The sequence below is a fragment of the Priestia filamentosa genome (assembly GCF_900177535.1).
Taxonomy (GTDB): Bacteria; Bacillota; Bacilli; order Bacillales; family Bacillaceae_H; genus Bacillus_I; species Bacillus_I filamentosa.
The window spans coordinates 45,559-57,966 of record NZ_FXAJ01000013.1 but is presented as its reverse complement, the minus strand read 5'-3'; the positions used below and the strand labels follow the sequence as shown (position 1 = coordinate 57,966).

13 protein-coding genes are annotated in these 12,408 nt (G+C 34.9%); 8 read left to right on the top strand and 5 right to left on the bottom strand.

Annotated features, from left to right (window positions below; translation table 11 throughout):
• Window positions 1–11: 11 nt before the first annotated feature.
• Window positions 12–578, bottom strand: coding sequence for a tyrosine-type recombinase/integrase (locus tag B9N79_RS24150; protein WP_046218288.1), 567 nt, complete (start codon window positions 576–578; stop codon window positions 12–14).
• A 412-nt stretch (window positions 579–990) separates the two neighbouring features.
• Between B9N79_RS24150 and B9N79_RS24145 the strand changes: the two genes are divergently transcribed.
• Window positions 991–1,425: a GreA/GreB family elongation factor gene (locus tag B9N79_RS24145; protein ID WP_046218289.1), complete on the top strand. Its 435-nt coding sequence runs from the start codon at window positions 991–993 to the stop codon at window positions 1,423–1,425.
• Between the two features lie 92 nt (window positions 1,426–1,517).
• Window positions 1,518–2,024, top strand: coding sequence for an SMI1/KNR4 family protein (locus B9N79_RS24140; RefSeq protein WP_046218290.1), 507 nt, complete (start codon window positions 1,518–1,520; stop codon window positions 2,022–2,024).
• Window positions 2,025–2,461: 437 nt separating this feature from the next.
• Here the strand turns inward: B9N79_RS24140 and B9N79_RS24135 are convergent, their stop codons facing one another.
• Complete coding sequence (locus B9N79_RS24135) at window positions 2,462–2,734, bottom strand: hypothetical protein (protein ID WP_123796588.1); 273 nt, start codon at window positions 2,732–2,734, stop codon at window positions 2,462–2,464.
• 210 nt (window positions 2,735–2,944) lie between these two features.
• A complete protein-coding gene (locus B9N79_RS24130; protein ID WP_046218292.1) occupies window positions 2,945–3,853 on the bottom strand; it encodes a DMT family transporter in 909 nt (302 codons plus the stop codon).
• Window positions 3,854–3,978: 125 nt separating this feature from the next.
• Between B9N79_RS24130 and pdxR the strand changes: the two genes are divergently transcribed.
• Window positions 3,979–5,364 carry a MocR-like pyridoxine biosynthesis transcription factor PdxR gene (gene pdxR, locus B9N79_RS24125; RefSeq protein WP_046218293.1) on the top strand — a complete coding sequence of 462 codons (1,386 nt, stop codon included), beginning with the start codon at window positions 3,979–3,981 and terminating at the stop codon, window positions 5,362–5,364.
• A gap of 832 nt (window positions 5,365–6,196) precedes the next feature.
• Here pdxR and B9N79_RS24120 read toward each other — a convergent pair.
• Window positions 6,197–6,409 (bottom strand): helix-turn-helix transcriptional regulator, encoded by a 213-nt coding sequence (locus B9N79_RS24120; RefSeq protein ID WP_040057350.1) that lies wholly within the window; start codon window positions 6,407–6,409, stop codon window positions 6,197–6,199.
• Between the two features lie 165 nt (window positions 6,410–6,574).
• Here B9N79_RS24120 and B9N79_RS26325 point away from each other — a divergent pair, with 165 nt between their 5' ends.
• From B9N79_RS26325 to B9N79_RS24105, 4 genes are all read left to right on the top strand, one after another.
• The gene (locus B9N79_RS26325) at window positions 6,575–6,751 is read left to right on the top strand and encodes a hypothetical protein (RefSeq protein ID WP_167555152.1); all 177 of its coding nucleotides are present in this window, start codon (window positions 6,575–6,577) and stop codon (window positions 6,749–6,751) included.
• A 120-nt stretch (window positions 6,752–6,871) separates the two neighbouring features.
• A complete protein-coding gene (locus tag B9N79_RS24115) occupies window positions 6,872–8,038 on the top strand; it encodes an FtsK/SpoIIIE domain-containing protein (RefSeq protein WP_063592746.1) in 1,167 nt (388 codons plus the stop codon).
• Window positions 8,022–8,591 (top strand): replication-relaxation family protein, encoded by a 570-nt coding sequence (locus B9N79_RS24110; RefSeq protein ID WP_082864794.1) that lies wholly within the window; start codon window positions 8,022–8,024, stop codon window positions 8,589–8,591. The genes B9N79_RS24115 and B9N79_RS24110 overlap by 17 nt, the downstream gene beginning before the upstream one ends.
• A 461-nt stretch (window positions 8,592–9,052) precedes the next feature.
• Window positions 9,053–10,042 carry a helix-turn-helix domain-containing protein gene (locus B9N79_RS24105; protein WP_085119278.1) on the top strand — a complete coding sequence of 330 codons (990 nt, stop codon included), beginning with the start codon at window positions 9,053–9,055 and terminating at the stop codon, window positions 10,040–10,042.
• 664 nt (window positions 10,043–10,706) lie between these two features.
• Here B9N79_RS24105 and B9N79_RS24100 read toward each other — a convergent pair.
• Complete coding sequence (locus tag B9N79_RS24100; RefSeq protein ID WP_239695539.1) at window positions 10,707–10,889, bottom strand: hypothetical protein; 183 nt, start codon at window positions 10,887–10,889, stop codon at window positions 10,707–10,709.
• 930 nt (window positions 10,890–11,819) lie between these two features.
• Here B9N79_RS24100 and B9N79_RS24095 point away from each other — a divergent pair.
• Entirely contained in the window at window positions 11,820–12,398 is a 579-nt protein-coding gene (locus B9N79_RS24095; RefSeq protein ID WP_046218296.1) for a DUF3967 domain-containing protein, read from the top strand.
• Window positions 12,399–12,408: the final 10 nt, after the last annotated feature.

The following is a 12,408-nucleotide window of genomic DNA, read 5'->3' as shown; positions in this document are numbered from 1 at the left end:
AAATAATTTATTTAAAGGTTGACATCGATTACAGTTTTAATTTTTTCATGTTTAGAGATTCCAAGATATTTAAGGGTTTCTGAAGGCGTTGAATGATTAAAATACTCCTTAAGTAAAGAAATGGAAACCCCCCGTTTATAGGCGTGAAATCCAAAAGTTTTACGTAAAGAATTTGTTCCAATTTTCCCTTGTATTCCAACGACCTTTGCAGCATGACTAATAACACGATAGGCTTGTTGACGTGTAATAGGTTTTTCCGTTTTAGTAGACTGGAATAAATAGTTGTCCCTCTTCAAGTGAGTAGCTTTGATATAGTGGAGAATATCCTTTTTTACATTGTGATTGAGATAGATTTCCCTAGTGATTCTGGAGTCCTTGCAAGGAATATGAAAAAAATCCCCTACATGTCCTTCCTCCTCTAAAACATCTCCTACTTTAATATCTAATATTTCTGTAATCTTTAAGCCCGTATTTATCCCAAAAACAAAGAGAACATAATCTCTTTCGGAATGTCTTTTTAAATATCTCTTGATGGAATTAATTTGTTTAATATCTCTTAAAGCTTCTACATACTCCATACGGCATCCCCTCCTAAATTTATGTTACTTAATACTATGTTACAGTATTAATAAGTAACATTCAAATAAATGGCTTTCCTATTATCATTTTTCAGGGATCCAAGATTAAAAAATAAAAATGTATATAATATACAGATATAGTGTGCGTAAAATCAATTATCGCTATTAAAAAACAGATGCCCCCAGAGATCTGTTTTTGATACTAAGAAATATGTATAAGAATTGATATGATGGATGGGCTATATAACCAAAATTGGACTAATGAGCTGAAGTATAGTAACTTCTACCCCCATATGCTATGATGTGATGAAGATTACCTAGGTAATCTTCATTTTTTATTTAGGAGGTTTTTTTATGAAATTTGAAATGAAAATTTGCAAAGGTTTAAGTCATGCTAAGGGGGTTATCTACTATGAACCATAACGTTTGTCATTCCCTGAGGGAAAATTTTGTGAAACAGTTAGTTTATCTAGAAGAAAATTATGCAAGTTTTGTAGACTCCTATTTCGCATCTGATATAAATGAATACACTCAGTTTTTTAATCGGTATGCGTCTAGTGTACAGGATCTTTTGGGGATTTTTGATCAGGAATCCGACCTCCCTCCTTCGATACCTCAGGTTTTTATTGGAAGTCAGGTTACCCTTTTGTACGAAGAAGAGCAGGAAACAGAACAATTTACAATTTGTTTTCCTAATCAAGTTAATCCAGATGAGGGTTATATTTCGTTTTTATCCCCTGTTGGTAGTCAGTTACTCCTACGATCTTTAAGGGAAAAGGTTGTCCTACTGACCCCAGGAGGACCTACTAAGGTTAGTATTGAAGAAATCACTTTTAAAAATGATTAGGTATTAAAAACAAGGTCCTTACTTAAGATCTAAGTAGGGTCCTAATTTTATATAAAAGTAAAAAGGGAACAAAACATAGAGGAGGATTACAGGTGAAGGCAAGTTATTATACGGGAAGGGATTTCTGGAAGAAGAATAGTGCCTGGTCCTACGAACCTTTAAAGGAAAGGGTTATTCAAGAGGCGGAAAACCAATTAAAAGTGCAACTTCCCCCTTCCTATATAAGCTTATTAAAAGAACAGAATGGAGGAGAAGTTCACTATTCCTATTTCAACAACTCAATTAATATGTACTTCATGGAAGGTATTGATATAGATAGTGAGGGACGAAGATTGGGGATTTTATCCTCAAAGTATTGGATTGAGCTACTAGGGTTACCTCCACATATAGTTTTATTATGGGGAGATTTTCATCACTATATCGCTTTAAATTATAAAAATGGTTCTACAAATCCATCCGTTGTTTATCTATGGGAAAGACATATGGAGAATAGGCGGTGGGGAACTCTGCAGCTTGCTCCTGATTTTGATGAATTTTTGTCTAAATTACATCGAGGAAGAAAGGAAGGGAAACCCTTTAACACTACATGTTCATTCTAGGATAAAGATGTAAAATGCTCATAATCGAGGGAGGAGATATAATTACATTTCACTTCAATTGTTAATTACAATCTATTTTTTAACAATAATATCCTCAAGTAGGATAATAAAATAAGCAATTTGTCATGAATATGGATGGAGGAAGAAAGTGAAAGAGCTAGTTGGATTATGCACCAAATGTAACAAAAAAATCCATTGTTCGAATGGGTTTTTAAATGGGATTATTCAAGAAAGTGGAAAATTAATGTGTTTCTCATGTAAAAGATTATTTTCTCTAAAAGAACAATAAAAATAAATTAACCCTGTTTGCTAATTGAAATCTTAATAAAAGAAACAGATCTACCACTTTAAATGGTAGATCCGTTTCTCTTGTGTCCACATATTTGCTTTGTAAAAAGGTATATCCTATACAAAATTTTATATCTAGTTTCTCTATTTTAACTTATCCTAGTCAATTGAAAAGAAGCATTTATGATTGTAGCACCATCTGCCGTAGTATTAAGGGTGTCGTTCGTAGTTCCTACATTCCGAATCGTTAGTGTTGCTCCACTTGGAATGGTTAAAATAGCAGTACCTACTAAAGTTGAACTTAGACTATTTGCTTGAATAACCCCATAAGTGGCAGAAGATTGATTGACACCATTCACTCGAATGGCATAAGCTGCCGCAGTATTTCCTGGTCCAAATGACGGTACGACTTCATAAAGCACCATGTAGACTCCTCCAGTAGCCACATTTATTGTAGAAGGTGCTGTGAATGAGACTCCTCATATATTTTCCATAGAACCCCTTTTCATATTTTTACTTGTAAACAATCTATAGTAGCTAAACTTTACCTAACACATTTTATTGAACGTAATGTAAAAAACTGGTGAATTTATTGTTTCAATATTTTTACTTAACCTTCCACTATTATATCGTTACTTTTTCCTAGCTCCTTTACTTGGTATGGATAAGAAGACAACCGTGGCAGTGATGAAGAATCCACCTATCAGTTGATATATTCCAAATGATTCATTTAACCAAACGATCGAAACGACTGCTGCAACTAGTGGTTCAATACTGGATAATAGACTTGTTTCTGTTGCGCTTAAATACTTCAGACTACCAATATAGAGAATAAAAGACAACGTTCCGCTGATAATCACGAGAAGCAACATTGATAACGTGTTAAATGTTAATGTATGTGCCAAATGCATAACACTAAAATCCTGGTTGTATATAAACAAGACGATGCCGCCAATTAACATACCCCAGCCAATGATGACAATGGTTCCCCACTCTTTTATCAATGACGCAGGGTGAAGAGTATAGAAAGTAAATCCAAGTGTTGTAAGTAGACCGAGAATAATGGCTTTTTTCGATAATACGATATTTTCAACAGAACCATTAGTAATCAGAAAAAAAGTTCCTACTAAGGCTGCAACAACCGCCAGTAATTGTATTACTGTTGGCATTTTTTTTGTTTGTATTGCTACATAAATAGTAATTAAAATAGGACCAAGAAATTGAAACAGTACAGCTGTGACAGCAGTACTTACATGGATTGTTTCAATAAAAGCATACTGAGCGCCCAGCATTCCTAAAACCCCAAAAATAATAAGTTGAATCCACTGGCGTGGATGCTTCCAAACACCAAATATATTTTTTTTAGTGAAATACAATATTGCCAAAGTTATAATTCCGGCAAGCAGTAGTCGTACAACGAGAAATTTACCTGATGTGAGGCTACTGTTTTGAAAAAGCCACTGAATCATTGGACCGGAGATTCCCCATAATGTAGCCCCACTAATAATCATTAATAGTCCAACATACCGATATGTTTTCATGATGAATACCCCCTGTTGAGAAGTTGTTTGAGAAATAGATAGAAATGATTCTGTAGAGATATTATAATGAGAATCTGACATTGTATGAAGAGTCACATTTTATAACATTAAAGGGGTCAGATAAAATGATGGAATTAACACCAAATCTTGATTCAAATAGTAAAGAACCACTATATATACAGTTGTATAATTTTATAAGACAGGAAATCGAAATAGGAAATCTCGTAGCCTACACTAAGCTGCCTTCTAAACGGAAACTTTCCAAAAATTTACAGATTAGTCAGAACACTATTGAAGCAGCGTACGAGCAACTTGTTGCAGAAGGATATATCGAAGGAATTCCACGTAAAGGATATTTTGTGTGTAAAGTAGACCAGACATTTTCTAACCTAAAAGAGAGCATCATATATATCAAAGAGGAGACCTACGAGGACAATGTAGCCTTTGATTTCACCCAGACAGGTGTAGATGGTCCCTCATTTCCTTTTTCAATATTTAGGAAAATATCTAATGATGTATTAAGGGATGAGAATAAACATTTGTTAAGAATAGGGCATCCTCAGGGAGAGTATGGGCTTCGTGAAGCCATTGCTTCCTATCTTTACGAGTCGCGTGGTGTCCGGACGTCGCCGAGTCAGATAATTATTGGATCAGGTACACCAACACTTATTAGACTTTTATTTAAACTGTTAAAAGGGAGTTTGTATGCCGTTGAAGATCCTGGGTATCATCAAAGACTTGTGACTTTTGAAAAGGGATATGAGAATGTGCGGCTGATCCCACTTGATGATGATGGGATGGTGGTATCTAAATTGGAGGATAGTAGTGCTGACATAGCTTTTGTTACGCCATCACATCAATTTCCGTGTGGAATGATTATGTCAATAGCAAGACGGAATCAACTTTTAAATTGGGCTCAAAAAAAAGAAGAGCGTTACATTGTAGAGGATGATTATGACAGTGAGTTTCGTTATTCAGGAAAGCCAATTCCAGCATTACAAGGATTAGATTCTCAAGGGAGGGTAATCTATATGGGGACGTTTTCGAAAGCATTACTACCCTCATTACGTATAAGTTATATGGTCTTGCCCAAACCGTTAATTGAAAAGTATCATGAAAATCACTTTAGATTCGTTCAGTCTGTATCACGTCTTGATCAAGAGGTCCTCAAGAGATTTATGCAGGAAGGATACTGGAAAAAACATATTAACAAAATGCGGGTCGTTTACAGTAAAAAAAGAGACGTACTCGTTTCGGCGATTTCAACTTATTTTCCAGACTCAATTGAAATTATTGGTCTTGACGCTGGTTTACACTTATTAGTCCGTCCCAATAACGGTATGACTGAACAGGAACTTATTGAACGGGCAGCAAAATATGGTATCAAAGTCTATTCGGTATCGGAATACGGAAAGAATGATTATCAAACAATCATGTTAGGCTTTGCAGTTCTATCTGAGAAAGAGATTCCTACGGCAATTCAATTGTTAGTGAAAGCTTGGATGGGATAACCCTGTATTCTTTCCCTACTCATTACTCTAATGTTAATTATAAAGAAGAAGAGAAACCTTAAATTATTTTCTATATAGTCATACATCTAAGAGAAATAACATAAAAAAGCCTAATTTCCACATATAGTATGTGAGAAATTAGGCTTAAAACATTTCACAAGGACGCTCTTTTGTTTAATGGACCTTGCTCTATATTGATTAGATATAGTCTATATGACATATTTCATACTTTTTTAATTTGTATGGTAGGTTCAACTACAACCTCTACATGTTTGTGGAATGCATTTGAAACCATACAACGTTTTTCTACTAATTTAATGCATTAATGCACTTTATCTACTTGTTCACTCACTATCCTAGAAAGTATGATATGAGGGCAGTGAACTAGCTTCTTAAAGTGCACGCCGTCCTTATCCTCGTAAAATGTCCCAGCTGAAGTAACAATTAGTTCATTTCCATTCTTCCCAAAGTTCCTCAGGGATTTTAGTGCAAGTTAAATAGCCTTGCTTCCCTTCATCAAACGGAAAGGTAGAAAAGGCTTGTTTTGTCCCTGGGTGAACTTCTTCAATTTCGGGGGGAGGATTTTCGTCAAAAAACGGTCCCCACCAAAAAAGTTTCCTTTACTCAATGCTATTTCCCACTCCTTTTTCTAAATGTCTAATAAAGATATCAATTTTAAAACATATTATATTACCCATATATGGGGATTGAAAATTTTATGTGAATACCAATAACAAAGACCGCCCAGTATCCATTAGTATATAAGGCGGTCTTAAGTATATTTATGACATATGACTATTCGTCTTTTCATGACAATATTCCAATCTATGATTCAAACATCAAAAAAATCTTCTACTTTTGCATTCTTTTGAACTTTTTTAATAGCTGACATGATTTTCTTCACTGTAGATATACTTGGATCTCGTTTACCAGCACAAATTTCATTAATTGCATTCCTTGAAACATTTGAATTTCTCGCTAACCATGCTTGGGTACGTCCTTCTTTTGTTAACCAATTTTTTAGTTTTGTCCTTTTTAATACCATCCTCTACACCTCTATAGTATGTTCTTATACCCTCATCTATGCCCATTTTGCCACGAGTTCATACCCAAATTGTAAGGAGTAAATAAACTTTTATACATGAGACAAGGTAAGTTGAACAAGCCATACAACATACACTCCACTATACCAACTTAGGAGGAGATCCATATGGTTACAGTTCTAGGAACAAGCCTAGTGTTGTTTACGGTTGTCTATGCGGAGAAAAAAGGATGGGTTGACAAATCGAAAGTAAGGGTGATCATGCAGATTGGAATGAATGCTGGTATCTTGGGGAGCTTGCTCTATTTTTTATATATGTTGTCCTCTTTCCTTCCCTTCTTATGACCAGGGTTCCGACCAGGCTAGAAGAGAAAAAGGAATAGGTTCATGGTGATTAGAACAACATTTGGAAGCTTCCTTTTGTAAGGAACTATCTAAAGTAGATAAAAAGGAGGAATAAGAATCATGTGGGAGCTCATGGCGATTCCGGTTTTAACGAGTGCCGCAGCGTTGTGGTTTGGAAGGAATACATCAAGTGAGGAACATCGTATCGTTCAACAGACCTTTGAGCACTACCATATCCATGTAAAAGAAGGTAAAGAACATCGTTACCCTCAGCTTGTTCGGGAGTATAAAAGCACGAAAAGAATCAAGCTCATTTATCGTACACCTTTAGCTTTAGAGGAGAAAACCTTACGAACGTTACAACATATTCTATCCGTCACGTTAGATCAGGAGGTGAACGTCTCTTTTAAGAAATGGCTCATCATTGAAATTGCAAAGCATAAGATGCCTTCCTATGTGTCGTATGGAGAGGTTCCCTATCGCAAAGGATGGATGGTCCCATTAGGGAAAAATCATCAGGGATGGCATTTCCATCATTTCGACCATACCCCCCACACTACCATTTCCGGAACGACTCGTTTTGGAAAAACGGTGATGATGAAGGTTATGATGACGTATCTTATTGAACATCATCCCTGGGATGCTCAATTCGTTATTATTGATTTAAAGGGTGGATTAGAGTTCGATCGGTATCAAAACCTTCAACAAGTCAAGCGTATAGCCAGTGATCCCATAGAGGCCTTATACGCCTTGAAACAGGTAAAGAAAGACATGGAGGAACGAATGGGCCGTTTTAAACGTCAGGGATGGTCCAACATTGTAGACACTCCCCTCTCGCAACGTCTGTTTGTTTTGATTGATGAAGCCGCCCAACTCACACCTGAAAAATTCATGGAGAAAGAAGAAAAGAACACGTTAGCACAGTGTCAGTCCATTCTCAGTGAAATTGCACGCCTAGGAGGCGCTCTGGGCGTTCGATTGGTGTATGGCACCCAATACCCTACCTCCAATGTATTGAATGGCTCGATCAAGCAAAACGCGGATTTAAAGGTGAGTTTTCGCTTAGGAAGTGATTATGCGTCTAAGGTAGCCCTGGATGCGTATGGAGCCGAAACCTTACCTTCAGATATCAAAGGGCGTGCGTTGATTAAAACGCATGAAGTAAAAGAAGTGCAAGTCCCCTACCTCAACCATGAGGAAATCTGGAAACGGATTGGAGGCTATGAAATTGCAAAACAAACAGTTGTGCCAAACGAGACAGGAGAAGATTATGTACGCCTTGGATAAATTGGAGTGTATGAGTCGCTCTCAATTGCAAGCCCTCTTTCAGTTGAAGAGTGTCCGCAATGCCAACCGTGTTCTTTATAATATGAGTCCCTTCTTAAACCACAAACGTCTCCATGAAAATGTCTACTATTTATCGAAGAAAGGACGCCAACACATTGGATCAGAGAAAAACAAGCCTCACTTAACACAGTTAGAACATAAAGTGAGACGGAATGATATTTACTTGTATTATGGGTGTCCGAAGGATTGGAAAGTGGAACGACCAAATGAATGGAGGATCCAGGGCGAAACCTATAAGCTCATTAGTGATGCTCGCTTTTCCCTTCACGGTGTCATTTGTTTTGTGGAAGTGGATCTCAAACAGAAGATGCTCGAAAACAAGAAGAAAATTAAACTGTATCGTTCCCTCTTTCAGGCTTTGGGAAACCAACAAGCTTTACTCATCTTTTATACGACCACGCCAGTGAGAAAAGAAAGGATTCTAAGCTGGTGTCAGGAATATAAAGTCAATGCGGAAATTCTAACGACAGAGGATTTTGAAAATTATTTTTAATAAACTTACAAACGGCATAAAGTTTAATATGGACAAATTGAAACCAGTCAGCCCTTATGAGAGCCTATTTATCTTTAAGAACTATGTTCTAAAAGATAATATATAAGCAAAAAAATACTGACTCATTTAAGCGAAATCTATAAAAATAGGTCGAATATGCATTGTGCACATTGGTAGAGTTTGCTATAATAACAGCAATTAGACAGTTCGGAATAGAAAAAAGGTTCAAGGCAATCATAGTGATGTTGGACGCATCCTATGACGGCTCACCGTGCAACCCCACGGTAAACACTTACCTCAAACCTTGTTCACAATAGTTAAAGTTTCTATTTGCATTTTACAGCAAAACTTTAACTATTGCAAGGGTTTATTGTACTCTCTTTCGTAAAGGGTGTGTTTACCGAATTTTTAAACGGTAAACACACCCTTTTTCTTTTCCTACAGAAAAGAGGAGAGAAAATATGTTAATTTTTAGTAATGATTTTGCCCGTATGCAAAACTATGAATCTTACATAAAAGATAAAGATCAACAAAAACAAATGAAGTATAAATTATTAAGCATCGTGGAGTCTGCATTTGGAGATTCATATGCTCGTTTAAAACCCGAAACACGTAACGCCATTGATATGATTTGTTTTTTAGCTACAGAAAAAGGCTTTGTTTATGCGAAAGACTCCTATTTTGCTAAAGAGCATAACATTTCTACTCGTACAATTCGTCGTGTGATGAAAACCCTGGAAGACGCTGGGAAGATCGTGAAGGCTCATCGTTCTTCTTCTAAACATAATGGTCGAGGAGCTGCTGTTTATTTCTTTGTGAATCACCCTTATTTCGCCCATTGGACGACGTATTTTGGCTTTGATGTCCAAGCTGATGTCCAAGCAGAAAATGCTGAAATCCCTTGTGAGAGTAAGGATGAAGAGGCGAAAAAAGTTTCTACCTATTATTTACCTAATAATTATATTAAAGATCATTTTATGTATAAAACGATTCCTTTTATCAAAGGGGTTCCAAAACTCATTAATCAAACCTTTAAAGATATGTTTAAAGAATCTTTAAGAGACCTTTATTTACGTGTACGTATGGCTTCTCAGAAAGTATGTCAATCTGTATCCATGACTCTTTCTAAGAAGGATATTCACTCTATTGCTTATGAATCTATTCATGTTTTATTTACATACATAAAAACGCGTTCTATGAGTTTTGAAGAGCAATGTAAATTGGTATATCGTATTGCTTTAAATAAATTTAATGAACTTGTGCAAACAGCAGATAAAGAAGAGTATGGAGTTGTAACCCCTCATAAAATTGTACGTAAAGAAATGCTGCCTGATTGGTTCCAGGCACAACAAGCGAAAGAAGAAACAACAGAAAGCCAAGAATCTGGAGTTGTAGCAACTGAAGAAGAAGAAATGGTAAAAATGAAGGCTATTTTGGCCCATTATGCATAATGGTTAGTAACTTAAATTTTCTAAGTTACTGTGGACGTAAAATAAAGTTTAATAAATTATAAAAATGATTGGTTAGAATTCTGAATTTAATTTATTCCATTATCAGGTGTGTTTATCTAACAAGTAGCACCTGCCTAAAAAAGCGACACTTTACTTAATGTTTATCGTCGTTCACATTATAGAAAGATAGCTTTGCAAAAGTTATGGGTATAGAAGCAATAAAAGCTCTTGTAACACCCCACAAGTTCAAACCAGAGCTACTGAAAAAAAAGACGTGAACAATTGGAAATAGAACAAAAAGAAGAAGAAATCCTTAGTATATGAATGACGTTTTATATAAGTTAACTAAATCTAATATATCAAGTGATGTTTTATTATCAAGAAACGGCCCAAATTGTTTTATACTCCTTTCAACTTATTTAAAATGCGTGCTTGTGATGTATTTTTGATTGATCTTAAAAAACGGCAATAACATGAAAAAGGAGCTATAAAACGGTTCCTTCAGATTCCTATATAATGATGCTGTAAGAGGGTTTTATGTAAAGGTATAATGATCAGTTAAATTATTATGTGATGGTCCTTATCCCTTTTTATTAATAGCTAGAACAGCTCTTAATGGATCGGTCGGGTTCTTTTTCTTTGCTATAATTTTTTCTTGTTCATTTCATACATTTCTAATTTCATCTAACATATTTTGCAGAAGAATCGCTTCTTGTGTTTCGGGATGTATTGCTGTATTCCCTTCAATTTGGTAACCCTTTAGTTCAAAAGTGGAAAAATCCTTTCCGGACTTCATAATCTTATCTAATGAAAATTCATCTCCCATTTTATACTTATACTTAGACATCTATAATCTTCCCTATAATATACTGATCGTTATTAACAAGATATAACAGACATATCACTAAAACTTTCACAAGGACTTTTTGAGAGTTTCTTCTTAGTTTTTTAATGTCGTGAGCTGTACGAATTGTTTGTTGAGCTTGTACCTCTAAGTTAGAATTAGCATATTCTTGTAGTTTCGCAAACTGCTTCGCTTAGTGCTTCTACACATTTAAATAAGCCCCCTTCTTTTGTTTAATTGAATGCTTGTTTTTTTCTTTAACATCTTAGTACATATGAATAAAACCACATTTATCTTTATCTAATTACAGATTAGTTTAAAACAAAGTTAATTAATTAGAAATTTATATATCAGTGATAGAACCAAACATAGCTACCATGGCTACAAGATATATCAGACATATTAGCAAGATATAGAAAATGTAACTGATATGTCTGATATATTATTAACAGTCGAAGATGTGCCCCCAAGTGATAGGTGTTGCTGCATCTGCAAATCGTAAATACAGCTCCTAATTAAAAAACAAAAATGAACTTAAGTTAGATTTTGGTGACTTAAATGGAGCAGAAGTTTATATAAGGTAGTATATTTTTCATCTCCTTCACATTTAAAATTATATAGTTCCTAATCTGGAACTGATAACGAGTATTCACTATCCATTTGATTAATTTTATTATTATTTATATTTAATTTTAAAATTCGCCCAATTCTTTTTTCAACTTGTTTTAGTTCGTTTCTTTAATTTAATTAAATAATCGTTATTTTTTCCATTTTAACATTTTAGTATATAGGAATTAAACCAACATTTAACCTTATCTAATTACATGTTAGTTTAAAACGAAACTTATTAAAGATTTATATATCAGTAGTAGCAACAAATATAGCTACAAGATATACTAGACATATCAGTAAGATATAGGAGGTGTAACTGATATGTCTGATATATTATTAAAGGTCGAAGATGTTTCCCAAGCTGTAGGTGTTGCTGCATCTACAATTCGTAAATACAGTTTTTTAATTGAAAAACAAGGTTATACATTTTCAAGAAGTAACCAAGGAGCCTTAATGTATGATAAAGAGGAAGTATCTATATTTAAAGATATAATTCAAATTAAAAAACAAAAGAATATGACTCTAGAAAAAGCTGTACAACGAGCCCTTTCTAACATGTCAGATATGGTAGATATCGCAGATATATCTAGAGACCTATATGATGATGTGTCTGATATGTCTGATGTGCGAGATGTGTCTAAAGCTATAGCTGCTATGCAAGCTCAAGTAAAAGCTGTCTTAGATCAGAATGAAAAAGTTCTTCTGCAAAATCAAGAACTCATAAGAAAGGTTGAACGATTAGAAGATACCAGTTTGTTAGAAAAAGAGAAAATTGAAAACAGGGATAAGCTACTCCTTGATGCAATGAAAGAAATAAAAGAAACTAAAAAGGCGATTGCTACATCTTTAGAAGAAAATAGGAAGGCACTTCAAAAGAAGTGGTGGGAATTTTGGAAATGATAAATACGTA

What these genes read in the sequence shown, in the direction of transcription:
- B9N79_RS24150 (WP_046218288.1), bottom strand. Translation starts at nt 578, where the DNA reads ATGGAGTATGTAGAAGCTTTAAGAGATATTAAACAAATTAATTCCATC.
- B9N79_RS24145 (WP_046218289.1), top strand. Translation starts at nt 991, where the DNA reads ATGAACCATAACGTTTGTCATTCCCTGAGGGAAAATTTTGTGAAACAG.
- B9N79_RS24130 (WP_046218292.1), bottom strand. Translation starts at nt 3,853, where the DNA reads ATGAAAACATATCGGTATGTTGGACTATTAATGATTATTAGTGGGGCT.
- pdxR (WP_046218293.1), top strand. Translation starts at nt 3,979, where the DNA reads ATGATGGAATTAACACCAAATCTTGATTCAAATAGTAAAGAACCACTA.
- B9N79_RS24120 (WP_040057350.1), bottom strand. Translation starts at nt 6,409, where the DNA reads ATGGTATTAAAAAGGACAAAACTAAAAAATTGGTTAACAAAAGAAGGA.
- B9N79_RS26325 (WP_167555152.1), top strand. Translation starts at nt 6,575, where the DNA reads ATGGTTACAGTTCTAGGAACAAGCCTAGTGTTGTTTACGGTTGTCTAT.
- B9N79_RS24115 (WP_063592746.1), top strand. Translation starts at nt 6,872, where the DNA reads ATGTGGGAGCTCATGGCGATTCCGGTTTTAACGAGTGCCGCAGCGTTG.
- B9N79_RS24110 (WP_082864794.1), top strand. Translation starts at nt 8,022, where the DNA reads ATGTACGCCTTGGATAAATTGGAGTGTATGAGTCGCTCTCAATTGCAA.
- B9N79_RS24105 (WP_085119278.1), top strand. Translation starts at nt 9,053, where the DNA reads ATGTTAATTTTTAGTAATGATTTTGCCCGTATGCAAAACTATGAATCT.
- B9N79_RS24100 (WP_239695539.1), bottom strand. Translation starts at nt 10,889, where the DNA reads ATGTCTAAGTATAAGTATAAAATGGGAGATGAATTTTCATTAGATAAG.
- B9N79_RS24095 (WP_046218296.1), top strand. Translation starts at nt 11,820, where the DNA reads ATGTCTGATATATTATTAAAGGTCGAAGATGTTTCCCAAGCTGTAGGT.